This window comes from Mesorhizobium yinganensis, assembly GCF_040081985.1.
GTDB classification, from domain to species: Bacteria; Pseudomonadota; Alphaproteobacteria; order Rhizobiales; family Rhizobiaceae; genus Kumtagia; species Kumtagia yinganensis.
Genome location: NZ_JBEBMH010000004.1, coordinates 181,260 through 207,344 on the forward strand (window position 1 = coordinate 181,260; position 26,085 = coordinate 207,344).

Below are 26,085 nucleotides of genomic sequence, written 5' to 3' on the forward strand. Positions count from 1 at the left end.
CCGCCCGTGCGCGGCGACGCGAAACGCCAATGCGGAATATCTTATCAACAGGGGCCGGGGTGTTCGCAAAAGAGAAGACGCCGGCCGCGTTTGCCGCGGCCGGCGTCCCGAGGATCGACGGGATTGCGCCCCCACGCCGATCCCCGAACCCGGTCAATAGATGAAGAAGTTCGCGGCGGTCAGCGCGAGGCCGGAGTCCAGCGTGGCGAATTGCACGGCCAGGCCAGCGCCGCTGCCGTCGGCATCGTAGAAGAGCTTTCCGGTATCGGTTTCGTAGATGATGCGGTCGCCGGCATCGGCGGCCGTGCCCGCGGCGTTCGCCACGAAAGCCGAGGCGGCAAGGATTCCTCCCGTCGTCAGCGCCGTGAACACGGCGTCGTCGAGGCGTATCTGATCCTGCGCCACCGAGAAGCCGACGATGGTATCGACGTTGTCAACGGCGTTCAGAGCGGTGTTGAAGACAAACCGGTCGGCATCGGCGCCGCCATTCAGCGTATCGTTGCCGAGCCCGCCATAGACGGTGTCGACGCCTTCGTCGCCCTGAAGATTGTCGTTGCCGTTCCCGCCCTGGAGGATGTCCTTGCCGGTCCCGCCGGTCAGGGTGTCCGCGCCATTGCCGCCGAGCAGCGAATCGTCGCCCGCCTCGCCCAGAAGATTGTCGTTGCCGGTGCCGCCGTCGAGCGTGTCATTGCCTTCCTCGCCATAGAGATAGTCGTTGCCCTCCAGCCCATAGAGCGTGTCGTCGCTGAGTTCCGCGGTGGAATTGCCGAAGCCCCCATAAAGCACGTCATTGCCTTCACCGCCGATGAGCGTGTCGGCATCGCCGTCGCCATAGAGGTAATCGTTGCCCTCGCCGCCATTCAGCTTGTCGATGCCGGCATCGCCATGCAGCGTGTCGTTGCCTTCATAGCCAGCCAATTGATCGTTTCCGGCATTGCCGTAAACGGTGTCGATGCCAGAGCCGCCTGAGATGCGGTCGTCGCCCGCGCCGGCCTTGTAGAGCATCTGCTCTATGTTGATCGCGGTGGAGCCGTCCGTCCCGGCCACGCCGTTCAGCCGAAACACCTGTGCATCGGACTGGCCGGAGCGGTCGATTTCCAGATAGTCAAAACCGGTCCCGCCATCGATCGTCTTCTTGCCGTGCGTCGCATAGATGCGGTCGTCGCCTTCGCCGGCGTTGATCACGTCCTCGCCTATGTCGGCATAGATGTAGTCGTTGCCATTGCCGCCATTGAGCGTGTCGTTGCCGGTCTCGCCATAGAGCGTGTCGTTGCCGCTTCCGCCGTCCAGCGTGTCGTCGCCTTCCTCACCATAGAGATTGTCGTCGCCCTCGCCGCCGAAGAGGCGGTCGTTGCTGTTGTCGGCGGTGGCGTTGCCGAAGCCGCCGTAGAGCGTGTCGTTGCCGTCGTCGCCATACACCGTATCGGCATCGGCGCCGCCATAGAGGTAGTCCCGTCCGGCGCCGCCATACAGCTTGTCCGTCCCGTTCCCGCCGAGCAGGTCGTCTTCCCCGCCATTGCCGTTGAGTGTGTCGTTGCCATCATTGCCGTAGATGGTGTCGTCGCCGTCGGCGCCCGAAATCGTGTCGCCCGCCGAACCGGCGCGGTAGATCATCTCCTCGATGCCGGTCGTGCTGCTGTTGTCGTTGCTCGCGCCGTTGAGCGTAAAGACATGCGCCGTGGTGCTGGCCGAGCGGTCGAAATCGAGCATGTCGAAACCGGTCCCGCCATCAACGATCTTGCGGCCGAGCCCGAGATAGAATCGATCGTCGCCGCTGCCGCCAATCAGCTTGTCGGTGCCATTGCCGCTGTAGAGATAGTCGGCGCCCGTACCACCGTTCAGTTGGTCGTTGCCGTCTCCGCCATAAAGAGCGTCGTCACCGTCGCCTCCGATCAGAATGTCATTGCCCAACTCACCATAGAGGTAGTCATCGCCATCGCCGCCGTCCAGCGTGTCGTTGCTGTTGTCGGCGCTACTGGTGCCGTATCCGCCATAGATATAGTCGTTTCCGTCGCCACCCTTCAGGTTGTCGGCCCCTCCATACCCGTATATGGAGTCGCCAATAGCAGAACCGACAATGGTATTGTCGGAATTATTACCCGTATAGCTCGGCATTCCCGTTCCTTTTACTTTCGAACACCCTCACGATTCGGATGAGCCGAACCGGCGATGGAAGGAATAGGAGGCGATGCCGTCCGGCTCATGCCGCCGGCGACGAGACAAATGTATCCGTTTGTCGCTGCCTGTTACACGGCCGTTACACGACGGTGAGCGCGCCAGCATGGGAAATGGCATCGCCCATGCTGCCCTGTCGAAACCGTCCGGCTTCGGTGTAAACCGGTCTCGATCCAGTGTTGTCGCGGCCGGCTATCGGCCGACATTAATGACCGGGTTGGACTCTTTTTCCGAGGTCATCACGACCAGCAGGCTGTTGATCAGACCCGCCTTCTTGTCGTCCGATATCTCGACGCCTTCCTGCTTGTCGAAGTGTTCCATCACCTCGTCGATGATGGCCAGCGCATTCTCGACCATGTAGCGGCGCGCCTGGAAGATGGCGACCGCCTGCTGGCGCTTGAGCATGGCGCCGGCGATCTCGGAAGCATAGGCGAGGTGGCTGAGCCGCGTCTCGTCGACATGGATGCCGGCAACGGCAAGCTTGCCTTGCAAGGTTGCCTGCAACTGCGCGGCGACGTCGTCGATATTGCCGCGCAGCGAGGTTTCCGTTTCCGAATCGTAGGGATAATGGGCGGCCAGCGCACGGATGGCGATGTCGCTCTGGTTGGCGACGAAGGTCTTGTAGTCGTCGACGTTGAAACTCGCCTGCGCGGCGTCGGTCACCCGCCAGACGACGACCGCGCCGATCTCGATCGGATTGCCGTTGCGATCGTTCACCTTCAACTGGTCGGTGACGAAGTTGATCAGTTTCAGCGGCACCCGCGTCTTGGAACTGAACGGGACCGTGTAGAGAAACCCGTTCTTGCGCAACGTGCCGACGTAGCGGCCGAAGAAGGTGACGACACGTGCCTCGTTCGGCTGGATGATGGTAAAACCGCTGGCGAACAGCACGCCGATGATCGCGATCGGGATGATGAGCGGCCACAGCAGCAACGCCGCCGCTCCCATCAGGGCCAGCCACAGGAAAAGCAGCGGAAAGCCGCCGACGCTCCACGCCTCGTGATCGCTGACAGCCTGCATTCCGCCCTCCATGGAGCCGCCCCAGGGCGACTTGGAAGGACCATACTATGCAGCCTGTGCTAAGCCCATGGGCGACGGACGCCCACGGGCGAAAGTTCAGCCAGGCTCGAAAACTACATCAGGCCGAGTTGCTTGTAGAAGCCGAGCGCGTCGTAATAGTCGCTCTGGCTGGCGATCTTTCCGCCCTTGACGGTGAACATCGAGGCGCCGGTGAACGAAAACTTCTTGCCCGTAGCCTTGGTGCCGTCAGACCAGTCGCCGGTGTTGGTGCCGGAGAACTCCCACTCAAACGAGACGCGATCGCCTTCGGCGACGGGTGCACCCTTGACCGTCCAGACGGCGTCCGGAGCGGCGGTCAGGAAGCCGTCGATGACGCCCTTAGCCGCGGCCATGCCCTGCGCGGGCTTGCCGACCGAGGCGTCGTAATAAACGACATCATCGGCGAAATAACCCGCTGCCTTGGCGGAATCATGGGCGTTCCAGCCGGCGACATAGGCTTCGACGACAGATTTTGGGCTGTCGTCGGCAAAGGCTGGCGCGGTGACAAGAAATGCCGAAGCAATTGCTGCGGTTGAGATGAAATGGCGGCGATGCATATGCGTATCTCCTCCTGTTGATCGTTGGGGCAATCCAACCTCTCGAAAACGGAGAGGCAAGGTGTCAGCCGTGAGCCACCATGACGTGGCGGACAGCGGTGTAGTCCTCCAGCGCGTAGAGCGACATGTCCTTGCCGTAGCCGGACTGTTTCAGTCCGCCATGCGGCATCTCGTTGGTGAGCATGAAGTGTGTGTTGATCCAGGTGCAGCCATATTGCAGCCGCGCCGCGGTCGCCATGGCGCGCGACACGTCCTTGGTCCAGATGGACGAGGCAAGGCCGTAATCGCTGTCGTTGGCCCAGTTCACAGCCTCGTCGACATCCGAGAAACGGGTCACCGAGACGACCGGCCCAAAAACTTCGCGCCGCACGATCTCGTCCTCCTGCAAGGCGCCTGCCACCACGGTCGGCTGGTAATAATATCCGCCGCCCGCGCCGGGCTTGCCGCCGGTGGTGATGTCGATATGCTTCAGTTCCGAAGCCCGCTCGACGAAGGAGGCGACGCGGTCGCGCTGGCGTTTCGAGATCAGCGGGCCGATCTCGTTCTCGGTGTCGTCGGGCTTGTCGTAGCGAATGGTCGAGACGGCCGAGGACAGGTCGGCGACCAGCTTCTCGTAGACCTTCTTGCCGGCATAGATGCGGCAGGCGGCGGTGCAGTCCTGCCCGGCATTGTAGTAGCCGAAGGCGCGCAGTCCGGCGACCACCGCATCGATGTCGGCGTCGTCGAAGACGATGACCGGCGCCTTGCCGCCGAGTTCCAGATGCGTGCGCTTCACCGACTTGGCGGCGGCCTGCAGCACCTTCTTGCCGGTGGCCACGTCGCCGGTGATCGAGATCATGTTGATTTTCGGATGGTTGATCAGCGCGTTGCCGACGCTCTCGCCGCGCCCGAGCACGACATTGACCACGCCTTCGGGCAGGACCTCGGCGAGGATTTTCGCCAGCTTCAGCGCCGTCAGCGGCGTCTGCTCGGAAGGCTTGAACACCACCGTGTTGCCGCCGGCCACCGCCGGCGCCAGCTTCCAGGCCATCATCATCAGCGGATAGTTCCACGGCGCGATGGAAGCGACGATGCCGATCGGGTCGCGGCGGACCATGGAGGTGAAGCCCGGCAGATATTCGCCGGCCACGACGCCCGGCATGGTGCGCACCGCGCCCGCGAAGAAGCGGTAGCAGTCGACGATCGCCGGGATCTCATCGTTCAACACCGCATTGATCGGCTTGCCGCAGTTCAGCGCCTCCAGTTTCGCAAACTCCTCCGCCTCCGCCTCGATGCGCTCGGCGATTTTCAAAAGATAGCCGGAACGCTGCGCCGGCGTTGTCCGCGACCAGGCCGCAAATGCCTTTTCGGCGGCCGCGACTGCGGCTTCCATCTGCGCCTGCGAGGCTTCGGGAAGGTTGAGCACAGTCTCCCCGGTCCTCGGATTGAAGATCGGCTCTTCCGTCTCGGTTCCCTTTTCGAAACGCGCCCCGATCAGCATGTCGGTCAGCATGGATGTGGTCTCCCTTTGATGCTGAGCGAATAGCGAATAGGGAGTAGCGAATAGCGGGCTCGTGTTCTGTGAAGCCCCGTTTCAACCCCGGTATTTCCCCTATTCGCTACTCCCTATTCGCTATTCGCTCTCTTTTTCATTTTCCCGCCCCGGCGATCTGGTCCCCATCCCGCGTCAGGTAATAGGCAAGCAGAATTGGCAGCGCGGTGACCAGCACCACGACCATGGCGACGACATTGGTCACCGGACGCTGGCGCGGTCGCACCAGTTCCTCCAACATCCAGATTGGCAGCGTCTGCTGCTGGCCGGCCGTGAACGTGGTGACGATCACTTCGTCGAAGCTGAGCGCAAAGGCCAGCATGCCGCCCGCCAGCAGCGCCGTACCGATATTGGGCAGCACCACGTAGCGGAAGGTCTGGAAGCCGTCGGCGCCGAGGTCCATCGACGCCTCGATCATCGAGCCTGACGTCCGGCGGAATCGCGCCACCGCGTTGTTGTAGACGACCACAACGCAGAAGGTCGCGTGGCCGAGCACGATGGTCCAGGTGGAGAACGGAATCTCCATCAGGCTGAAGGCGGAGCGCAGCGAAATGCCGGTGATGATGCCGGGCAGCGCTATCGGCAGGATGACCAGGAGCGAGATTGCCTCGCGGCCGAAGAATTTCGTGCGGCTTACAGCTGCGGCGCACAGCGTGCCGAGGATCAGCGCGATCAGCGTCGAGATCGACGCGACCTTGACCGAAAGTGCCAGCGCCTCCCACACGTCCGGCCGGTTCCACGCTGCGGCGAACCACTGCGTGGTTAGGCCCGGGGGCGGCCACTGATAACTCTTCTCCTCCGTCGTGAAGGCGTACACGAAGATCAGAAGGATCGGCAGGTGCAGGAACAGCAGTCCGGCGGCGGCGGCTATCTTGAGCGCGAGGGGAGCAGACTGGCCGCGGTCAGAGCGCATAGGAGGCTCCTCCCGGGGACAGTTTACTTTTTTCCGCCGGCGCGAACTTTCCACCGCAGAGCCCTTCTGCGGAAAGAAAGTAAACTGTCCCCTGAGCCAACCCGTCAGAGCGCATCGAACGCTCCCATGCGCTTGGCGCCCCACAGGTAAAAACCCATGATGACGATCGGCACCACGGTGAAAGCGGCCGCCAGCGGGATGTTTCCCGCCGTGCCCTGGTGCGCATAGACGGCCTGACCGATGAACAGCCGAGACGTACCGATGATCTGCGGGATGATGTAGTCGCCGAGTGTCAGCGAGAAGGTGAAGATCGAGCCGGCAACGATCCCCGGCAACGCCAGCGGGAAGATGACGTTGCGAAATGTCTGTCCGGGCGAGGCGCCCAAATCCGACGATGCTTCGGTGAGGTTCACCGGCACACGTTCGAGGGCTGCCTGAACCGGCAGGATCATGAAAGGCAGCCAGACATAGACGAAGACGATGAAGGTACCGGTCCAACTGACCGACAGGGAATTGCCGCCGACCACCGGAAGCGACAGCCAGGCATCGAGCAACCACGTCAGGTGCAGCTTGGCGAACAGCCAACCCAGAATGCCTTCCTTGGCAAGGATCAGCTTCCAGGCATAGACTTTCACGAGGTAGCTCGACCAAAGCGGCAGCATGACACCGAGGTAGAACAGCGCCTTCCATTTCCCGCGGGCATAACGCGCCGCGAAATAGGCGATGGGGAACGCGATGGCAGCGGAGGCGAGCGTCACGAGCGCGGCCATCACGACCGTGCGGACAATGATGTCGATATTGGTCTGCTGCAGCAGGTCGCCGTAAGTCTTGAGCGTGAACTGGCGATTGATGAGGCCGGAGAATTCGTCGATCGAGAAGAAACTCTGGATCAACAGCGCGAACAGCGAGCCGAGATAGACGATGCCGAGCCACAGGACCGGCGGGCCGAGCATAAGCAGCAGAAGCAGGGCCGGATTGCGCCACAACGCATCCGACAGCGCGCCGGTCCACCCGCCCGTGCGCGGCAGGATGGCGGGCGCCGCAACCGACGGCAGGACGGCTCCGCCGCTCATGCCGGCTCGTCCATCACATGCAGGTGCTCACGGTCGAAGGTGAGCATCACCGCATCGCCGGTCTCCGGCAGTTCAGAGCCGGCCGGCAACGTTGCATGCAGGCGCAGGCCCTCGACATCGAGCGCCAGCCGCGTCGCGCTGCCGAGATAGTTCATGGCAACGACGTGAGCCGGAACGCCGTCGCCCGCCGTTTCCCGCGCGACCCGGATGGATTCCGGCCGCAGGCTGCCCCAACGGCTCTGCCCCGCCCAGCGCTGGACGAAATCCGGAGGCAGCACATTCGACGAGCCGACGAAATCGGCGACGAAACGCGAGCGCGGCTTCTGGTAAATGTCCTGCGGCGAGCCGATCTGCATGATTTTACCGTCATTAAAGACAGCGACGCGGTCGGCCATGGAAAGCGCCTCGCCCTGGTCGTGGGTGACGAAGACGAAGGTGATGCCCAGCGCCTTCTGCAGGGTCTTTAGTTCCTCCTGCATGTTCTCGCGCAGCTTCAGATCAAGTGCGCCGAGCGGCTCGTCGAGCAGCAGCACCTTCGGCCGGTTGACCAGCGCGCGGGCGAGCGCAACGCGCTGGCGCTGGCCGCCGGAAAGCTGGCCGGGTTTTCGCCCGCCGTACCCTGGCAGGCGGACAAGGGCGAGCGCCTCCTCGGCCGCCTTGTGGCGCTCGGGCTTGCCGATGCCCTTGACCATCAGCCCGTAGGCGACGTTGTCGAGCACATTGAGATGCGGGAACAGTGCATAGTCCTGGAAGACAGTGTTGACATTGCGCCTGTAGGGCGGAACGCCATCGGCGCGCTCGCCGAAAATCTCGATGGCGCCGCCGGTCGGCTGCTCGAAGCCGGCGATCAGTCTCAGGCATGTCGTCTTACCCGAACCCGATGGGCCGAGCATGGCGAAGAACTCGCCCGCCGCGATGTCGAGATCGACCGCATCGACAGCGCGCACACTGCCGAAATGGCGGGAGACTTTTTTGAAGGAGACGGCTGGGGTCATGGCGTCGATCTGAGCCCGCACGGAACTGAACACGAATACTGGCGTCGCGACGGGCGCGGCGTCCTACCTCTCCCTTGAGGGGAGGTCGCGCCAAAGGCGCGGGTGGGACTGACAGCGCCGTTCACCCCACCCCCGGACCTGGGGGTCCGACCCTCCCCTCGAGGGGAGGGTAAGCGCGCTCACCGCCCGCCGATCACGCCGATATAGTCCGACACCCAGCGATAATAGGGCACGCACTGGTCGTTCTGGGTCGCGCATTTGCTCACCGGCGTCTTCCAGAACTTTATCTTCTGGAAATCGTCGAAGCCGTTGGTCTTGCAGCCTTCGTCGGTCAGCAGCGCGTTGCCCTTGCAGGCGGCGGGAACTGCGGGGTTCGAGCCGAACCAGGCGGCAAGATCGCCCTGCACCTTAGGCGACAGCGAATGCTCCATCCACATATAGGCGCAGTTGGGATTTGCCGCGTCGGCCGCCATCATCGTCGTGTCCGCCCACCCGGTTGCGCCTTCTTGCGGGATCGTCGAGGCGACGGGTTGCTTCTCCGCCGCGAGCAGATTGACCTGGAACGGCCACGAGCCGGACGCCACGACGCCTTCCGTCTTGAAGTCGTCGATCTGGATCATGGCGTCGTGCCAATAGCGGCCGACCAGCGTGCGCTGGGTCCGCAGCAGGTCGAGCGCCGCCTTGTACTGGTCTTCGTTGAGCTCATAAGGATCCTTGATGCCGAGGTCGGGCTTGGCGGCCATCAGGTAGTTGGCGGCGTCGGCGACGTGGATCGGCCCGTCATAGGCCTGCACCCTGCCCTTGTTCGACTTGCCGTCGGGCAACGTCATCTCCTCGAAGACAACGTTCCAGCTCTTCGGCGCTTCCTTGAACACCGTCGTGTTGTACATCAGCACGTTCGGGCCCCACTGGTAGGGAACGCCGTAATGCGCGCCGTCGACGGTGAACCAGGGAGCATCCTTCAGGCGATCGTCGACCGTCGACCAGCTTTTGATCAGGTCGGTATTGACCGGCTGGACGCGCTTGCCGGCGATGAGGCGCAGCGAGGCGTCACCCGAGGCCGTGACGAGGTCGTATCCGCCCTCGTTCATCAGGGCGACCATTTCGTCGGAGGTCGCGGCGGTCTTCACATTGACCTTGCAGGATGTCGCCTTCTCGAAATCCGTGACCCAGTCGTAGTTCTTGTCGGTCTCGCCGCGCTCGATATAGCCGGCCCACGCGATGATGTTGACCTGACCCTCGCCGGCACCGATCTCCTTGACTTGCGCAACGGCCTGGCCGCTTGCGGAAAGCGCCAGCGCCAACGCCGTACAGGATTTGAGGATTCTCTTCATCGTCACATCTCCCATTATCGGGCGTCGCTCATGAGCGGCGACTTCAGCCCCATGTATGCAAAGTGACGCGAATTCGTTGCATTCGCAAATCCATTTGGCAGAAAGCCGGTATCGGTTTTCCCGATAGGCATGACAGGCCTCGTCACACCCGCGCCGTGGCCAGCCAGCAGGCGGCGGTGAACCGTGCGATGCCTACGTCGACAAACGGAGCAAACGCCCGGCGCAACACCGCGGTCACCTTTTCTGCCGTAGGCTGATCCGCCTCCCTCAGAGCATTGCCGACCGGTCCCAGCTTGGTGACATAGGTCATCAGATCGTCCTCGCTCACTTGGCATTCCACCTCTGCTCGCTGGAGTTCGACCTTCGACCAGCCGCTCGCCTCCAGGATCGACGTCACCCGAGACTTATCGGCGAAGGCAAATTGCCCAGGCGCATCCGGATTTGGCGCAGGCATCGGCGGCAGCAACGGAGCGGCCGCACGAACCGCCGTCGTCATGAATTCGTTCTCGGCCGGACTGCGCCATGCCACGAAGGCGAGCTTCGCGCCGGGGCGCGCAGAGCGGTGGATGTTGCCGAACGCGGCCACGGGATCGTCGAAGAACATGACGCCGAAACGCGAGATCACGGCGTTGTACGATTCCTGTTCGAGTGCATGGACCTGCGCATCGCCTTCGACGAAGCTTGCATTCGCAACATTCTCCGCGGCTGCGCGCTTCCTCGCGGCTGAAACGAGCGGATGCGAAATGTCCAGCCCCACGCAATGGCCGGACCCGCCGACGCGGCGCGCCATCGCCAGCGTGGTGGCGCCGCAGCCGCAGCCGATGTCGAGGACATGACCGCCCTCGCCTGGATAACCGGCGTCGACCACGAGCCGCCCGAAAGGCTCCAGCAGACGGTCGAGCAGGGCCTGCATATCGACCCATGCTTCGCCGCTGCCCTTGTTCCACAGTTCAGTCTGATCGCGATTGGGCAACATATCCGACATCGGGTTTTTCCTTCGAGGTTGATTGCTTTGATGGTTTGAAGCAGTCTACGAGTTCAAGCCAACTTGAGGTCAAGAGTGAAAGATCCGGATATCGTCGAGGTCGCGCGCCAGTCCGGCGTGCCGGCGTCCACGCTGCGCTTCTACGAGGAAAAGGGGCTCGTCGCATCGGTCGGCCGGCGCGGCCTCAAGCGGCTGTTCGACCCCGGCATCTTCGAGCGCCTGGCCCTGATCTCCCTTGCGCGCGCCTCCGGATTCTCGCTGGACGAGATCAGGGACATGCTGGCGGCCGACGGCAGGCCAAGCTTCGACCGTGCGCTGCTGACGGCGAAAGCCGAGGAACTCGACCAGACGATTGAGCGGCTCATCGCGATGCGCGAGGGGCTGCGCCATGCCGCGGCATGTCCGGCGCCGAGCCTGATGGAGTGTCCGACATTCCGCCGCATGCTGCGGCTGGCCGGCGCCGGCGCTCTGGAGCAGCCGCCGAAGCAAACCTTCAAGGCGGAGCAGGTTATCGCGCCTGCCCTCCCAGCCGCCGCACCATCCGCTGGCTCTGCGCGACGCCGATGAAGTCGCGGGCGGCTTCCGTCAGGCCGGACCCGCGCCGCCACACCATGCCGACCTGCACGACCGGCAGCGAGCCGGAAATGTCGCGCGATTCAATGCGGTCGCCTTCCAGCGACCACGGCCGGTAGACGAGATCTGGAAGCAGTGCGATGCCGGCTCCGGTGGCGACCAGGCTACGCACCGCCTCGACCGAGCGCGTGCGGAAGGCGACGTGCGGCCGGGCGCCGAGGGCCGCCAGCAGCTTGCCGGTATTCTCCTCGATCTCGTCGACGGTCAGCATGATCAGCGGTTCGGCGGCGATGTCGTTGATGCCGATGATGTCGGCGCTGGACAGTGGGTGTCCAAGCGGCAGCCACAGGCGATAGGGCGAGACTTCAAGGATCTCCGCTTGCAAGGCCATGCGGTCGCGGAGGTTGGATATGACCATCACCGCGACGTCGAGTTCGCCGCCCACCAGAAGATGTTCGAGATAGTCGCCATTGTCCTCGATCGCGCCAATCTCCACACCCGGAAAACCACGCCGGTATCGCGCCAGCAGGTCGGACAGCACATAACCCGCGACCAGCGAGGTGACGCCAAGCTGAAGGCTTCCACCGCCGCGCTCCTGGTGGCCGGAAAAGGTGCGCCGCGCATCCGAGACGTCGGCAAGGATTTTTGTTGCGTGGCGGAGGAACTGGTGACCCTTGTGGGTAATGGTCAGGCCGCGCGGATGACGGTCGAACAATTCGACGCCGAGGTCGCCTTCAAGTTCCTTCACCGCCTCGGTGACAGAGGATTGCGAAATCGAAAGGTTTTGGGCGGCGCGCGACACCGAGCCTTGCTCGGCCACCGCCACGAAAAACCGCAACTGCCTCAGAGTGAACGCCATCCGCCGAATAGACACCGGCACCGCTGAGTTGGAAAGCCGGGAGCGTCCTACATCGATGCGATGGTCAGCTTCGCGCCGGCCTTGTCGATGGCGTGTCCGACATCGCGCGGCGGAAGCCGGTCGGTGACGATTTCGCCGAAACCGTCGAAGCCGCAAACCTGCACCAACCCCTGCCGGCCGAATTTGGTGTGGTCGGTAACGACGACACGCCGCGCGCCGCGCGTCAGCACCATGCGCGCGAATTCGGCCTCTTCGAGGTCGTAATCCATCACACCCATCACCGCGTCGACGGCGCCGGTGCTGATCACCGCGTGATTGACGCTGAAGCGGCTGACGAAATCCACCGCCGAACCGCCGAAGGCAGCCCCGGAATCGCTGCGCAACTCGCCGCCGGCCATATAGACCTTGTTGCCGTTGACGGTGGCCAGCGTACGGGCGATGTCGGAGGAATTGGTAATTATGGTCAAGCGCCGGTGGCTAAGCAATTCGCGGGCGAGGAAGCTGGTGGTCGTGCCGGTGTCGAGCATGACAGAATCGCCGTCGTTGATCGTAGCGGCAACCGCCCTGGCAATGGCCCGCTTGGCGTCGGCGTTCTCGCGCATACGGCGCTCGAACGGCGCCTCGCCTGCCAGTGCCGGCAGTCCGATCGCGCCATGCATCTTCAGCACCGAGCCGTCGCCGGTCAGGGGCTTCACATCGCGCCGCACGGTTTCCAGTGAGACGTTAAGCTTGGCGGCGAGATCGGCAATGGTGATCGTGCCGGCTTCCTGCACAAGCCGGAGGATTTCCCCGTGGCGCTTCGAGTGATTCATGCGTGTCTCGCCGTCGCGAATTTTTCCCCTGACCGGTTCTTAGGCGAATAACCGCCTTATGACAATAAACCCGGCACGTTTTCAGGCAAAAACACAGAAATAGCCACGCCATTCATTGACTCGACGGAAGCAGCGAAAGAAAGTCGCGCCACACAGCCAGAAAAGGACAGGCATGAGCGCCACCGAAGACCGCATCCGCGCACTGCCGTTGTGGAAAAGCCGGATAACGATCGAGCCTCTTAAAGGCGGCCTCAGCAACGAAAGTTTCCTTATCACCGAATCGGGCGGCAGACACGTGGCGCGCATCGGCCGCGACTTCCCTTTCCACCATGTTTTTCGCGAGCGCGAGATCATGGCGGCGCGCGCCGCCCATGCAGCGGGATTCGGCCCGGAGGTGCGTTATGCCGAACCAGGGATCATGGTGACGGAATTCCTCGGTGCCAAGACTTTCAACGGCGACGACGTCCGCGCCAACGCGCCGCGGATCGCTCCGCTGATAAGGCGCTTCCACGAGGAGATGCCCAAGCATGTTTCAGGCGCCGGCTTCATGTTCTGGGTCTTTCATGTGCTGCGCGATTATGCGCGAACGCTTGAGACCGGCGGCAGCCGGATGAAAAGCGAACTGCCGCGTTTCCTGTCGCTCGCCGACGAACTGGAGGCCGCGCAAAAACCGCTGCCGATCGTCTTCGGCCACAACGACCTGCTGCCGGCCAACTTCCTCGACGACGGCAAAAAGCTCTGGCTGATCGACTTCGAATATGCCGGCTTCAACACGGCGATGTTCGACCTGGCGGGCATCGCATCCAACGCCGGCATGTCAGAGCCGGAAGCCGCTGCCCTGCTGTCGCTCTACTTCGGCGCGGAGCCCGATCAGCCGCTTCGGCGCGCGCATGCCGCCATGCAATGCGCCTCGCTGCTGCGCGAAGCGATGTGGGGGCTCGTGTCGGAACTGCATATGAAGGCCCCCGGCGTCGACTACGTCGCCTACACGGCCGAGAATCTTGAGCGGGTGGATGCCGTACTGGAGCGCTATCGTTCGAGCTTTGGATAGTAGCGCCGATTTGCGCTTAACGATCCGGCGCACCGTGATAGTCTGCTTCTCACCAAGCTGAGGAGCGCACCCATGGCCACGCATTTCGTGGAAGGAACGACGATCGACGTCGGATTTGACGGGAAAAAATGCATCCATTCCCGCAATTGCGTGCTCGGGCATCCAGAGGTGTTCGTGCCCAACGCTCCCGGCGAATGGATCCATCCCGACGCCGCGTCCGCCGAGACAATCGTGCGAGTTGCGGAGAATTGCCCCTCGGGCGCCATCACCTATCGCCGCAAGGACGGCGGGCCGGCGGAAGCTCCGCCGGTGGTCAACACCGTCCGCATCCGCGAAAACGGGCCGCTGGCGATCAATGCCGAGATGGTGATCGACGGCGAGACGGTGCTGCGAGCGACGCTCTGCCGCTGTGGTGCGTCGGCCCGAAAGCCGTTTTGCGACGGCAGCCACACGAAAGCCGGTTTCACCGCTACCGGCGAACCCGCCGTCAAGGAATCGCAGCCGCTTGCCGCTCGCAACGGGCCGGTGAAGGCCGCGCCGCAGCCGAACGGTCCGCTGCGGCTGGATGGCAATCTGGAGATCGTCTCTGGCACCGGCCACACGATCGACCGAGTCACGCGCACCTTCCTCTGTCGATGCGGGCATTCGCAGAACAAACCATTTTGCGACGGCAGCCATAAAGCGGCGGGATTCGTCGGATAACGCCCGCCGCATGAAAAGTATCTCAATCGATCGCCGCTGGTTCCTGGCGGCAAGCCTGATCTCGCTCGGCCTAACGGCGTCGGGTTGCCGCAGCACCGTTCTGGACATCGGCGAAGGCGCCGTCGCCTCGTCAGCCGGCCAGAGCTATCTCGCGCAAATCCGTTCGTCGAATGGCCTGCCGCCGCTGTCGGCCGACCCGACGCTAGGGCAGGCGGCACTGCATCAGGCAGAATACATGGCGCGCAGCGGGCGCATGGCGCACACCACCGGCTGGGGCAAGGATTTCGTGTCCCGGATGCGCGCCGACGGCGTTCGGGGTGCGGCGGCTGAAAACGTCGCCTTCGGCGACATGGGCCCGGAGGAGGTGTTTTCGCGGTGGATGAATTCCGCCGGCCACCGCCGCAACATGCTCGATCCCGCTTTCTCGCGATTCGGGTTGGCCTATGTGCGCGAGGCCGCCAATCCGCAGCGGCGCTACTGGGCGCTGGTGCTGGCAAGCTGACAAGCCCACCGGAAAGCCGCCCGAGCGCGCTTCAATTCAGGAAATCAATCCGCCTGCGCGGGCACGAGCATCGGCCGGTAGACCACAACCGGACCGCCCCAGGGATCAAAATCGGAATCGTAACGCCGTGCGCTGCGGGCGAGGTCGATGCGCTGCAGGCATTCGGCAAAGGCGTCTGTGCGCGCCCGGAACCCGTAGCCGCGGCATTTGTCCTCGTCGGCGGCGCGCTGCTGCTCCGCCGTCATGCAGCCGGAGCACAGGGCAACAATGCCCGCCACAATCAGGGCCTTACGCCACATGGCGGCTCTCCTCATTCGAAACATGAATTGAATAGTATACTTTATTTGGATGAGGAAGAGGGATCGATGCGGCCCTTTGGTCAGGCCGACGGCGTATGCCGCCGCTCTACCGTTGCGGGACGCCCGGCGAGCGCTAGTCGCGTCGCCCGCTTCTCGCGCTCGGCCACCACTTTGCCGCGCGAGATCACGCAAAGCCGCTCCGCGCGCAGGCGTAGCGCCTCGACGCGGTTGCCGGCGTCGAGCACGACGAGACTGGCGCGCTTGCCTACCTCCAGCCCGAGATGGTCGAGGCCGAGGATCTCGGCATTGACCTTGGTCACCATGTCGAAGCAATGCGCCATGTCGGCGGGGCTGGTCAGTTGCGCGACATGCAGGCCCATGAAGGCGACATCGAGCATGTCGGCGGTGCCGAGCGGATACCACGGGTCGAGCACGCAATCCTGGCCCCAGCCGACGCGGATGCCGTGCTTCAGCATTTCCGGCACGCGCGTCAGCCCGCGCCGCTTCGGATAGGTGTCGTGGCGGCCCTGGATGACGATATTGATCAGCGGGTTGGGAATGGCCGAAACCTGTGCTTCGGCGATCATCGGCAGCAGCTTCGAGACGTAATAATTGTCCATGGAGTGCATGGAGGTAAGGTGCGAGCCTGCCACCCTGCCCTGCAGACCGAGCCGTTGCGTCTCGTAGGCAAGCTGCTCGATATGGCGCGACATCGGGTCGTCGGTCTCGTCGCAATGGACATCGACCATCAGCCCCCGCTTTTCGGCGATCTCGCAAAGCTCGGTCACCGAGCGGCGGCCGCCCTCCATCGTGCGCTCGAAATGCGGGATGCCGCCGACCACGTCAACGCCCATGTCGAGCGCGCGGATCGTATTCGCTCGGGCAGTCGGATCGCGATAAAACCCGTCCTGCGGGAAGGCGACGAGTTGCAGGTCCAGATACGGCGCTACAGTCTTCTTCACGTCGAGCAGCGCCTCGACCGCGAGCAGCCGGTCGTCGCAGGTGTCGACATGGGTGCGGATGGCGAGAAGACCCATCGACACCGCCCAGTCGCAGTAAGCGAGCGCCCGCTCCTTGACCGCCTCATGCGTCAGCAGCGGTTTCAGCTCGCCCCACAGCGCGATGCCTTCCAGCAGCGTGCCGGAGGCGTTGATGCGCGGGATGCCGTAGGAGAGCGTCGCGTCCATATGGAAATGCGGATCGACGAAGGGCTGAGAGACGAGATTCCCGGTGACATCTATGATGCGGCCGGCGTCCGCCTCGATGTGCGGCTCGATGGCGGTTATCGTCTCGCGCGAAATGCCGATGTCGGCGACACGGCCATCGGCGAGCGTGCCGCCCCTGACGATCAGATCAAATGTCATCTTTCGCCTTTCTGGTACGGGATCATCAGTGCTCTCGGATAGGTCGCCCTGCGTGCGACCAGCACGAGCGCGAGGATGGACAGGACGTAGGGCATCATCAGGAAGATCTGGTAGGGCACGATGCCGCCGCTGATCTGCTGCAGCCGCACCTGGTAGGCGTCGAAGGCGGCGAACAGGATGGCGCCGATCAGCGCCTTGCCCGGCCGCCACGAGCCGAACACCACCAGCGCGATGCAGATCCAGCCGCGCCCGTTGATCATCTCGAAGAAGAACGAGTTGAAGGCCGACATGGTGAGAAAGGCGCCGCCAACCGCCATCAGCGCGCTTCCGGCCATCACCGCGCCGATGCGGATGCCGCTGACGGAGATGCCTTGCGCCTCGACTGCCGACGGGTTCTCGCCGGCGGCGCGCAGCGCCAGGCCCAGCGGCGTGCGGTAGAGCACCCAGGCGACGACGGCCACGCTGGCGAGGGCCAGATAGGTCAGCGGCGTCTGCGTAAACAGCGCCTCGCCGATGATCGGGATTTTCGAGAGGCCGGGGATCGGCAGCGGCGCAAAAGGTTCGATCTTCGGCGGCGAGGTGACTTCGGGGAGCACCAGCCGGTAGGTGAAATAGGTCAGGCTGGTGGCAAGCAGGGTGATGCCGATGCCGACCACATGCTGCGACAGGCCGAGCGGCACGGTAAGCAGCGCATGCAGCAGGCCGAACAGCGCGCCGGACACGGCCGCCACCGCGACGCCGGTCCAAAGGTCGCCGCCGGAATAGACGGTGAACCAGCCGGTAAAGGCGCCGACGGTCATGATGCCCTCGATGCCGAGGTTGAGCACGCCGGCGCGCTCGCAGATCAACTCGCCCATGGTGGCGAATATCAGCGGCGAGGCGATGCGGATCGCGGCGACCCAGAAGGACGCGGTGAGTAAGACGTCGAAGGCTTGCATCGGCCTTACCCTCCCCCTTGAGCGGAGGGTCGCGGAGCAATCCGCGCGGCACGCGCGGTTCTGCGACACGGGGTGGGGTCAGTGCGGCAGTGCTCTATTCTGAAGTGACCCCACCCCGTCTCGAAAACTCCTCTTCGCTCCGTTTTCTCGACGACCCTCCCCGCAAGGGGGAGGGTTAAGCTGGCGCGCTTCATCCCTACCTCCACCGCACCCGAAACCGCGACAGCAGGATCGCCACCACCATGGTCAGCAGCGCGGTGGCGACCATCACATCGGCGATGTAGCTCGGCACGCCGGCCGAGCGGCTCATGGCGTCGGCGCCGACAAAAATGCCGGCGACGAAGATGGCGGCGGCGACCACGCCAAGCGGATTGAGCATGGCGAGCATGGCGACCACGATGCCGGAGTAACCGTAGCCGGGCGACAGATCGAGCGTCAGGTTGCCCTTCAGGCCGGCGACTTCCGAAAAGCCGGCGAGCGCCGCCAGTCCGCCCGACAGCAGGGCGGTCTTCATCAGCACCCGGTTGACCGGAATGCCAGCGAAGCGCGCCGCGTCCGGGTTATGGCCGACCGCGCGCATTTCATAACCCAATGCTGTCTTCTTCATGATGATCCAGACCAGGACGGCGGAGACAATTGCGAGCACGAAACCATAGTGCAGCCGTTTGCCCTGGATGATGCGCGGCAATTGCGCCGCCTCGATCACTTTTCGCGATTGCGGCCAGCCGAGTCCGGTCGGGTCCTTGAGCACACCTTCGAGCAGCATGGAGACGAACAGCAGCACGATGAAGTTGAGCAGTAGCGTGGTGACCACCTCGTCGACGCCAAAGCGTGTCTTTAGCAGCGCCGGACCGAGCAGCAGCAGCGCGCCCGCCAGCATGGCCGCGACCGCGATGACGGGCAGCAGCAAATAGGGCGGCAAGGGCAGCAGGCCGCTGCCGAGGACCACGGTGACGACGCCGCCGATATAAAGCTGAGCCTCCGCGCCGATGTTCCAGAGCTTTGCGCGGAAGGCGACGGCGACGGCGAGGCCGGTGAAAATCAGCGGTGTGGCCCGCGTCAGGGTCTCGAGCAGCGCGAATTGCGAACCGGCCGCGCCCCGCGCCACAAGCTGGAAGACCGACAGCGGATCGGCTCCCGCCGCCAGAACCAGCAACGCTGAGAACCCCAGCGTGGCGACGACCGCGCCAATGGGGTAAAGCAGCGTCGCGGCAAGCGACGGCGCGGGTTTGGGCTCAAGGCGCATGGACGGCGGCTTCTTGCAATAGACAAGAATGCGATGACGCCAACGGGACAGCACCCCCCTCTATCCTGCCGGACATCTCCCCCTCAAGGGGGGAGATTGGCAGTTCCGCCACCCGCGCTTCCTCTGCACCGTCGAAGGCTGGCGAAGCCAAGGCGGCCAGCCAATCTCCCCCCTTGAGGGGGAGATGTCCGGCAGGATAGAGGGGGGTGTGACGGGGCGCCAACGTCATCACGCCGCCACCTCCAGCCCGTGTCCCGCCATCAGTTCCCCAAGCTCGCGGATCGTGCGTTCGCCGCGTTTGGCAACGGAGGAAATACGGCCTTTCGAGATCACCGCGATGCGATCCGACAGCGCCATGATCTCCTCCAGATCCTCGGAAATCAGCAGCACCGCCGCGCCGCGGTCACGTGCCTTGATCAACCGCCCGTGGACATAGGCCACCGCGCCGACATCCAGCCCGCGCGTCGGCTGGTTGGCCACGATGATGCGCGGCTCGGGGTCGAGCGCCCTGCCGAGGATCAATTTTTGCATGTTGCCGCCGGACAAGAGGCGGATTCGCGCATCCGGCGACGGACATTTCACGTCATAGTCCGCGATGATTTCTTCCGCGAAGGCGCGCGCGGCGTCCCAGTCGAGAAACCCGCGATGGCAGAAACGCGGCGAGCGATAGCTTTCGAGGATTAGGTTTTCGGCCACCGTCATGTCGCCGATCGTGCCGATGGCGTGACGGTCCTCGGGAATGCGGCCGATGCCGAGGTCCAGCGCTTCCAGCGTCGACCACTGCGCTCGCTGCTCGCCGGCCAATGTGATGGTGCCGGATGTCGCCGGCTCGCTGCCCGAAAGCAGCGCGGCAAGGGCCGCCTGGCCATTGCCGGAGACGCCCGCCAATCCGAGAATCTCGCCGTCCTTCAATATCAGCGACGCCCGGTCGAGCGGTGCGCCGGAACTCTTTCCGCCGGTCGAAACCTCGTCCAGCACCAGCATGCGACCGCCAAAGGGAACGTCGACGATTGGCGGCAGCGACGGCTCCTGGCCGACCATCAGCGCCGCGAGGTCGGCGCGCGTCGTTTCGGCGACGCGGCGCTCGCCGGCGATCTTGCCGCCGCGCAGTACGATCACCCGGTCGCTGGCGGCCATCACCTCGTTGAGCTTGTGCGAGATGAAGATGATCGACAGCCCTTGTTTCACCAGCAGCTTCAGCGTCTTGAACAGCGCCTCGGATTCGGCGGGCGTCAGCACGGCGGTCGGTTCGTCGAGGATGAGGATCTTTGCTTCGCGATAGAGCGCCTTCAAAATCTCGACGCGCTGGCGCTCGCCGACCGAAAGCGCCGAGACCAGCGCGCCGGCGTCTACCGCCAGACCGAAATCGCTCGCCAGCCGGCCGATGCGCAGCCGCGCCTCGGTTCGGTCGAAGCGCGGCCGCCACATGGACTGCGTGCCCAGAGCGATGTTCTCCAGCACGGTCATGTTTTCGGCCAGCGTGAAATGCTGGTGGACCATGCCGATGCCAGCCCCCAGCGCCGCGCCCGGATCGCCGGGCGGCAGCCGCTTGCCAAACGCCTCGACCGTGCCCTCGTCGGCGACATAGTGGCCGAACAGGATGTTCATCAGCGTTGTCTTGCCGGCGCCGTTCTCGCCGAGCAGCGCGACGATCTCGCCCCTGGCGAGGTCGAAGGAGATGGAATCGTTAGCGGTCAGCGCGCCGAAACGTTTTGTAATGTTTTCGAGGCGGAGGACAGGTTCGCGGCCTCCCCCTCCCCCTTGAGGGGAGGGTGGCGTCGAAGCCGTCTGGTGGGGTTGCTGCGGCAGTGCTCGGCGTCCTTGTTTTGATATGTCAACGCAACAAGAGAGGCCGAGCGCGGCCGCACCGACCCCACCCGGCGGCTTCGCCGCCACCCTCCCCTCAAGGGGGAGGGAAAACAGCGCTAGCTCGACTTCGGTTCGCTGTCGTTGATCTCAACCGTAAACGACCCGTCCTTGATCGCCTTCTCCTTCTCGGCGACCAGTTTCTTCGCCTCTTCCGGAACCTTCCCCTCGAACGTGCCGAGCGGGGCGAGCGAGCAGCCGCCTTCCTTCATGAAGGAATAGACGCCGTAGTCCTCCGCCTTGAAGCTGCCGGCCTTGACGGCTGCGATCGCCTTGTCCAGCGTCGGCTCGAAGTGCCAGAGCGCCGAGGCGACGACGGTCTCGGGATAGTCGGCCTGCGTGTCGATGACATTGCCGATCGCCAGCACCTTCCGCTCCTTGGCCGCGTCGGACACGCCGAACCGCTCGGCGTAGAGCAGGTCGGCGCCGCCGTCGATCTGCGCGAAGGCCGTCTCCTTGGCCTTCGGCGGGTCGAACCACGAGCCGATGAAGGCGACCTGGAATTTCGTGTCGGGCGCGACTTCCTTCACACCGGCCATGAAGGCGTGCATGAGCCGGTTCACTTCCGGGATCGGATAGCCACCGACCATGCCGATGTTCTTGGACTTGGTCATGGCCCCGGCGACGATGCCGCTGAGATAGGAGGCGTCCTGGATATAGTTGTCGAAGGTCGAGAAATTCGGAAGCGCGGCGTCGGGTTTGAAGCTCGAGCCCATCAGGAAGGCGACGTCCGGATAGTCCTTGGCAACCGTTCGGGCGGCGTCCTCAACGCCAAAAACCTCGCCAAGGATCAGCTTGTTGCCTGCCTCCGCGTACTCCCGCATGACGCGCTCGTAGTCGGTGTTGGCGACGTTCTCGGTGGCGACGTATTCGATGTCGCCGCGCTCCTTGGCGGCGTTGGCCGCCTTATGCAGCCGGCTCACCCACTGCTGTTCGAAAGGCACGGTATAGATCGCCGCGACCTTGAGCTTCTCTTGGGCGAACAGCCGGCTCGGCAGGCCCGAGACGACCGACAGCGCGGCGCCCGCGCCGGCGGCCTTCAACATGGTACGGCGAGACAACCCGGACGGGGTCCGGGGCGAGAATTTATTGGGCATTCGACCACCTCTGGTTGGCAGGCTTCAGGTTTGAAAACTGATCCCGTTTTTTATCGTTTGGTAAACGTTATGCGAATTTCCACAGCCCGGCAATCCGGTCGCTTTCGCCTTTCCCCACCGGATTTCGCTGGTGCCTGCGAGACACCGCAACGCTCGCGCACTTTGACGCAGGCGGTTGCCGCGCCCACGCCAAGGCGCATTTGCCGCACTGCAAAAGAGGCGAGCAATACGAGGTCGGCGCGCTCTACCGGATCGACCAAGGTCCTTGCGTTTTCGCTTTCGAAAGACGAAGGCATGGACCAGTCCGCCGCCTGCGTATAGGGTAGACGGGCGTTTGGGAGCGGAACGCCGCAAGGCAAACCGAAGGTGACACCGGCATGATGCGGCGCTTCGAACATGCGCGTATCCTGATGTACAGCCATGACACGTTCGGCCTCGGCCACCTGAGGCGGTGCCGGACGATTGCGCATTCGCTGGTCGAGGATTTTCGCGGTCTCAATGTCCTGATCATTTCGGGGGCGCAGATCGCCGGCGCGTTCGACTACCGGGCGCGCGTCGATTTCGTGAAGATCCCCAGCGTCATCAAGCTGCGGAACGGCGAATACACCTCTCTGGAACGCCATATCGACCTGCAGGAAACGCTGGAGATGCGGCGCTCGATCATCCGCTCCACCGCCGAGACCTTCCAGCCGGATATCTTCATCGTCGACAAGGAGCCGATGGGCCTGCGCGGCGAGGTCGAGGACACGCTGGCCTATCTGAAGACGCGCGGCACGACCCTGGTGCTCGGCCTGCGCGAGGTGCTGGACGCGCCGCACCTGCTCGACGCCGAATGGACGCGGCGCGACACGATGCGCAAGATCGGCCTGTTCTACGACACGATCTGGGTCTACGGCCCGCCGGATTTCTACGACCCGCTGACCGGCCTCGACGTGCCGCAGGCCGTGCGGTCCAAGATGAATTTCGTCGGGTTCCTGCAGCGCAGCCTGTCGCATGAGGACGAGGCCCCCGGCCATCGCCCGGATGGCGACTACATCCTCGTCACCACCGGAGGCGGCGGCGATGGCGCCGACCTGATCCACGACGTCATTCACGCCTATCAGCAGGACCCGACGCTGACCCACAAGGCGCTGATCATGCTCGGTCCTTACATGCCCGCCAAGAAGCGGCAGAGGCTGATGGCGAAAGGGGCCGCGATCCCCTACATCGAGATCCGCGAGTTCGACAATCGGATGGAAGAGCTTATCGCCGGAGCCAAGGGCGTCGTCGCCATGGGCGGCTATAATACCTATTGCGAGATCCTGTCCTTCGACAAGCCGGCGCTGATCGTGCCGCGCACGGTGCCGCGTGAGGAGCAACTGATCCGCGCCCAGCGTGCCTCCGAACTCGGCCTGATCGACATGCTGATGCCCGAGGAGGCGGAGAATTCCATGCGTTTTGCCGCCGCGCTGAAAGCGCTTCCCAACCGTCCGCCGCCGTCGAAATCGCGCCCTGACCTCAGGCTCGAAGGCCTCGCCAACATTTCCGGCATCGTGCAGAACTGGCTCGGCGAACAGCCGCCCGCGCATCTGTCCGTGGTCGAAGGTTAGCGTCCGAGCCCTTCATGCGCCGCAAGACCGTCGTCCTGCTCAAGGGCTATCCCCGGCTGTCCGAAACCTTCATCGCGCAGGAACTGCGCGGGCTGGAGCGCGCCGGGCTCGATCTGGTGCTGGTGTCGATGCGCCGGCCAACCGACAAGAAGCACCACCCGGTGCACGGCGAGATCAAGGCGCCTGTCGTCTATCTGCCTGAATATCTTCATGAAGAGCCACTGCGCGTCGCGAAGGGTTTTCTGCTCGGCCTGTTCCGCCCGGGGTTTTGGGGGGCCTTCGGGCGTTTCGCCTCGGACCTGACGCGCGATTTGACCCGCAACCGTTTTCGGCGCTTCGGACAGGCCCTTGTGCTGGCGGCGGAATGGCCGAAGGGCGCGGAGTGGCTGCACGCCCACTTCATCCATACGCCTGCCTCGGTGGCGGCTTACGCCAGCAAAGTCTTAGGGATAGGCTGGACTTGCTCGGCTCATGCGAAGGATATCTGGACCTCGCCCGATTGGGAATTGCAGCAGAAACTGGCCTGTGCGCAGTGGGTAGTGACCTGCACACATTCCGGCTTCGAGCATCTGCAATCGCTGGCGAACGAACCGGAGCACGTGCATCTCAGCTATCACGGGCTCGACCTCGACCGGTTCGGACCGTTCGACGGCGAGCGCGGGGATGCCGAGGGGTCGGATCCCGCAAAACCGGTGATGATCGTCAGTGTAGGCCGGGCGGTCGGGAAGAAGGGCTACGACATTCTTCTAGAGGCGCTGGCGCTGCTGCCAAAAGACATCGCATGGCGGTTCGAGCATATCGGCGGAGGTGAAAAACTGCCCGAACTCAAGGCATTGGCCGAAAAACTGGGAATCTCGAAGCGCATCGACTGGAAAGGCGCGATGGCGCAGGAGGAAGTGCTGAAACACTACCGCAGCGCCGACCTGTTCGCGCTGGCCTGCCGCGTCACCGACGACGGGGACCGCGACGGGCTGCCGAACGTGCTGGTCGAGGCCTCCAGTCAGCGGCTGCCCTGTATTTCGACGACCATCTCCGGCATTCCGGAACTGATCACCGACGGCGAAAACGGCTTGCTTGTGCCGCCGAAGGACGCAAAAGCCCTGGCAGGGGCGCTGGAGCGCGCCATCCGCGACCCGGGCCTGCGCAAAAGGCTCGGGAACGCCGCGGAACACCGCGTGCGTGCGCATTTCGACCATCATGCAAGCATCGACCAGCTCGTCGATTTGTTCGAGCGCGAATGGCGATGAGCGACGGCGTCAAGCCCAAAATTCTGTTCTATGTCCAGCACTTGCTGGGCATCGGCCACCTCGCGCGGGCCAGCAGGGTTGCCGCGGCGCTGCGACACGACGGTTTTGCCGTGACGATGGTCACCGGCGGCCCGCCGGTGCGCGGCTTTCCGCCGCCGCAAATCCACCACGTCGCGCTGCCGGCCGTGACCTCGGCTTCGGAGGCGTTTTCCGGCCTGATCGAAGCCGATGGAAATGTGGTCGACGACGCCTTCAAGGCCTACCGGCGCGATCTGTTGATCGAGACGCTGCACGAGCTACAGCCGGACATCGTTGTCATCGAGGCGTTCCCGTTCGGGCGCAGGCAGGTGCGATTCGAGCTCCTACCTCTGCTCGACGCGATCGCCGTAATGAGACCCCGGCCGAAACTGGTGACGTCGGTTCGAGATCTGCTGCAGGAACGGGTGAAACCCGGACGCAACGAGGAGACGGTCGAACTGCTGAATGCGCATTTCGACCTCGTCATGATTCACGGCGACCCGAAATTCGCGCGGCTGGAAGATACATTCCCGCTCGCCGCCGAAATCCAGCCGCCGATCGCCTACACCGGGTTGGTGGCCGCGCCTCCGCCCGCAAAGCCTCTAGAGAGATTTCAGGTGCTGATTTCCGCCGGAGGCGGCGCGGCCGGCGCGGACCTGGTCAAATCTGGGGTTGAGGCGGCACGGATTCTGCCGGATGTACGCGACTGGGTGCTGATCACCGGCCCGAACCTGCCGCAGACTGCCTACGACGCAGCTTGTGACAAAGCGCCGCCGGGCCTAAAACTGTTCCGCTTCCGCGAGGATTTTCCGAGCCTGCTCGCGGGCGCGGAACTTTCGGTGTCGCAGGCGGGCTACAATACGGTGTGCGATGTACTTAGGGCCGGCTGCCGATCGCTGCTAGTGCCGTTCAGCGCCGGTGGCGAGACGGAACAGACGGCACGCGCGGAGCGGCTTGAGGTAATGGGGCTGGCAACGGCCCTACCCGAGTTAGGCCTGACCGGCAGGCTGCTGGCCGAAGCGATCACCGACGCGTTGGCTCTGCCGAAGCCACCGGCCGCAGCGCTCGATCTCGATGGCGCCAGCGGGGCGGCAAGGCTGTTAAGGACGCTGTTATGACCGGACGCGAAAATGACGACTCGTCAGGCCGTCACCGCCGGGCAATTGGAGAAGTTGGCAAGCTTTGGGATGAGGGGATAGCCAGCCTCTCGGAAGACGGCGAGGAAGCATTCAAGGAACTGCGGCACGAACTCGCTGAGATATTTGCCACTCGCGAATATCCATGAAGGTCGCCTGAAAAT

At 63.9% G+C, this 26,085-nt stretch carries 26 protein-coding genes; 8 read left to right on the forward strand and 18 right to left on the reverse strand.

Annotation, left to right across the window (positions count from 1 at the left end):
* Positions 1 to 153 precede the first annotated feature (153 nt).
* The 9 genes from ABMA59_RS10985 to ABMA59_RS11025 form a co-directional block, all read right to left on the reverse strand.
* Complete coding sequence (locus ABMA59_RS10985; protein WP_349005384.1) at positions 154 to 2,115, reverse strand: calcium-binding protein; 1,962 nt, start codon at positions 2,113 to 2,115, stop codon at positions 154 to 156.
* Between the two features lie 252 nt (positions 2,116 to 2,367).
* Positions 2,368 to 3,195: an SPFH domain-containing protein gene (locus ABMA59_RS10990; RefSeq protein ID WP_349005385.1), complete on the reverse strand. Its 828-nt coding sequence runs from the start codon at positions 3,193 to 3,195 to the stop codon at positions 2,368 to 2,370.
* Between the two features lie 113 nt (positions 3,196 to 3,308).
* Positions 3,309 to 3,791, reverse strand: coding sequence for an ester cyclase (locus ABMA59_RS10995; RefSeq protein WP_349005386.1), 483 nt, complete (start codon positions 3,789 to 3,791; stop codon positions 3,309 to 3,311).
* Positions 3,792 to 3,855: 64 nt separating this feature from the next.
* Positions 3,856 to 5,283, reverse strand: coding sequence for a gamma-aminobutyraldehyde dehydrogenase (locus ABMA59_RS11000; protein WP_349005387.1), 1,428 nt, complete (start codon positions 5,281 to 5,283; stop codon positions 3,856 to 3,858).
* A gap of 136 nt (positions 5,284 to 5,419) precedes the next feature.
* A complete protein-coding gene (locus tag ABMA59_RS11005; protein WP_349005388.1) occupies positions 5,420 to 6,235 on the reverse strand; it encodes an ABC transporter permease in 816 nt (271 codons plus the stop codon).
* 104 nt (positions 6,236 to 6,339) lie between these two features.
* Positions 6,340 to 7,308, reverse strand: a complete 969-nt coding sequence (locus tag ABMA59_RS11010; protein ID WP_349005389.1) for an ABC transporter permease — start codon at positions 7,306 to 7,308, stop codon at positions 6,340 to 6,342.
* A complete protein-coding gene (locus ABMA59_RS11015) occupies positions 7,305 to 8,303 on the reverse strand; it encodes an ABC transporter ATP-binding protein (protein ID WP_349005390.1) in 999 nt (332 codons plus the stop codon). Before ABMA59_RS11015 ends, ABMA59_RS11010 begins: the two co-directional genes overlap by 4 nt.
* A gap of 179 nt (positions 8,304 to 8,482) precedes the next feature.
* Positions 8,483 to 9,637 carry an ABC transporter substrate-binding protein gene (locus ABMA59_RS11020; RefSeq protein ID WP_349005391.1) on the reverse strand — a complete coding sequence of 385 codons (1,155 nt, stop codon included), beginning with the start codon at positions 9,635 to 9,637 and terminating at the stop codon, positions 8,483 to 8,485.
* Between the two features lie 142 nt (positions 9,638 to 9,779).
* Positions 9,780 to 10,622, reverse strand: a complete 843-nt coding sequence (locus tag ABMA59_RS11025) for a class I SAM-dependent methyltransferase (RefSeq protein WP_349005392.1) — start codon at positions 10,620 to 10,622, stop codon at positions 9,780 to 9,782.
* Positions 10,623 to 10,697: 75 nt separating this feature from the next.
* Here ABMA59_RS11025 and ABMA59_RS11030 point away from each other — a divergent pair, with 75 nt between their 5' ends.
* The gene (locus tag ABMA59_RS11030; RefSeq protein WP_349005393.1) at positions 10,698 to 11,189 is read left to right on the forward strand and encodes a helix-turn-helix domain-containing protein; all 492 of its coding nucleotides are present in this window, start codon (positions 10,698 to 10,700) and stop codon (positions 11,187 to 11,189) included.
* Here ABMA59_RS11030 and ABMA59_RS11035 read toward each other — a convergent pair.
* Together ABMA59_RS11035 and ABMA59_RS11040 are read right to left on the reverse strand one after the other, a co-directional pair.
* On the reverse strand, positions 11,131 to 12,054 hold the full coding sequence (locus tag ABMA59_RS11035; RefSeq protein ID WP_349005394.1) for a LysR family transcriptional regulator: 924 nt from the start codon (positions 12,052 to 12,054) through the stop codon (positions 11,131 to 11,133). The two genes, ABMA59_RS11030 and ABMA59_RS11035, sit on opposite strands and share 59 nt — an antisense overlap.
* A gap of 47 nt (positions 12,055 to 12,101) precedes the next feature.
* A complete protein-coding gene (locus ABMA59_RS11040; protein ID WP_349005395.1) occupies positions 12,102 to 12,866 on the reverse strand; it encodes a DeoR/GlpR family DNA-binding transcription regulator in 765 nt (254 codons plus the stop codon).
* 172 nt (positions 12,867 to 13,038) lie between these two features.
* On the opposite strand from ABMA59_RS11040, the gene ABMA59_RS11045 reads away from it, so the two are divergent.
* From ABMA59_RS11045 to ABMA59_RS11055, 3 genes are all read left to right on the forward strand, one after another.
* A complete protein-coding gene (locus tag ABMA59_RS11045; protein ID WP_349005396.1) occupies positions 13,039 to 13,917 on the forward strand; it encodes a phosphotransferase in 879 nt (292 codons plus the stop codon).
* A gap of 72 nt (positions 13,918 to 13,989) precedes the next feature.
* Positions 13,990 to 14,619, forward strand: a complete 630-nt coding sequence (locus tag ABMA59_RS11050) for a CDGSH iron-sulfur domain-containing protein (RefSeq protein WP_349005397.1) — start codon at positions 13,990 to 13,992, stop codon at positions 14,617 to 14,619.
* A gap of 10 nt (positions 14,620 to 14,629) precedes the next feature.
* Positions 14,630 to 15,121, forward strand: a complete 492-nt coding sequence (locus ABMA59_RS11055; protein ID WP_349005398.1) for a CAP domain-containing protein — start codon at positions 14,630 to 14,632, stop codon at positions 15,119 to 15,121.
* A 44-nt stretch (positions 15,122 to 15,165) separates the two neighbouring features.
* Here the strand turns inward: ABMA59_RS11055 and ABMA59_RS11060 are convergent, their stop codons facing one another.
* The 7 genes from ABMA59_RS11060 to ABMA59_RS11090 form a co-directional block, all read right to left on the reverse strand.
* Positions 15,166 to 15,420 (reverse strand): hypothetical protein, encoded by a 255-nt coding sequence (locus ABMA59_RS11060; RefSeq protein ID WP_349005399.1) that lies wholly within the window; start codon positions 15,418 to 15,420, stop codon positions 15,166 to 15,168.
* An 80-nt stretch (positions 15,421 to 15,500) separates the two neighbouring features.
* Positions 15,501 to 16,784 (reverse strand): amidohydrolase family protein, encoded by a 1,284-nt coding sequence (locus tag ABMA59_RS11065; protein ID WP_349005400.1) that lies wholly within the window; start codon positions 16,782 to 16,784, stop codon positions 15,501 to 15,503.
* Positions 16,781 to 17,722: an ABC transporter permease gene (locus tag ABMA59_RS11070; protein WP_349005401.1), complete on the reverse strand. Its 942-nt coding sequence runs from the start codon at positions 17,720 to 17,722 to the stop codon at positions 16,781 to 16,783. Before ABMA59_RS11070 ends, ABMA59_RS11065 begins: the two co-directional genes overlap by 4 nt.
* A 196-nt stretch (positions 17,723 to 17,918) precedes the next feature.
* A complete protein-coding gene (locus ABMA59_RS11075; protein WP_349005402.1) occupies positions 17,919 to 18,968 on the reverse strand; it encodes an ABC transporter permease in 1,050 nt (349 codons plus the stop codon).
* 228 nt (positions 18,969 to 19,196) lie between these two features.
* Positions 19,197 to 20,687, reverse strand: coding sequence for an ABC transporter ATP-binding protein (locus ABMA59_RS11080; protein WP_425475905.1), 1,491 nt, complete (start codon positions 20,685 to 20,687; stop codon positions 19,197 to 19,199).
* A 206-nt stretch (positions 20,688 to 20,893) separates the two neighbouring features.
* Positions 20,894 to 21,931: a BMP family protein gene (locus tag ABMA59_RS11085; protein WP_349005404.1), complete on the reverse strand. Its 1,038-nt coding sequence runs from the start codon at positions 21,929 to 21,931 to the stop codon at positions 20,894 to 20,896.
* Between the two features lie 50 nt (positions 21,932 to 21,981).
* Positions 21,982 to 22,329, reverse strand: a complete 348-nt coding sequence (locus ABMA59_RS11090) for a hypothetical protein (protein WP_349005405.1) — start codon at positions 22,327 to 22,329, stop codon at positions 21,982 to 21,984.
* On the opposite strand from ABMA59_RS11090, the gene ABMA59_RS11095 reads away from it, so the two are divergent.
* Genes ABMA59_RS11095 through ABMA59_RS11110 form a run of 4 tightly spaced genes read left to right on the forward strand, consistent with a single transcriptional unit; the run spans position 22,309 to position 26,070 of the window.
* Entirely contained in the window at positions 22,309 to 23,520 is a 1,212-nt protein-coding gene (locus ABMA59_RS11095) for a glycosyltransferase family protein (RefSeq protein ID WP_349005406.1), read from the forward strand. The genes ABMA59_RS11090 and ABMA59_RS11095 overlap by 21 nt on opposite strands.
* A 14-nt stretch (positions 23,521 to 23,534) precedes the next feature.
* Positions 23,535 to 24,767 (forward strand): glycosyltransferase family 4 protein, encoded by a 1,233-nt coding sequence (locus tag ABMA59_RS11100; protein ID WP_349005407.1) that lies wholly within the window; start codon positions 23,535 to 23,537, stop codon positions 24,765 to 24,767.
* A complete protein-coding gene (locus ABMA59_RS11105) occupies positions 24,764 to 25,903 on the forward strand; it encodes a glycosyltransferase family protein (RefSeq protein WP_349005408.1) in 1,140 nt (379 codons plus the stop codon). Before ABMA59_RS11100 ends, ABMA59_RS11105 begins: the two co-directional genes overlap by 4 nt.
* A complete protein-coding gene (locus ABMA59_RS11110) occupies positions 25,900 to 26,070 on the forward strand; it encodes a hypothetical protein (RefSeq protein WP_349005409.1) in 171 nt (56 codons plus the stop codon). The genes ABMA59_RS11105 and ABMA59_RS11110 overlap by 4 nt, the downstream gene beginning before the upstream one ends.
* Positions 26,071 to 26,085 lie beyond the last annotated feature (15 nt).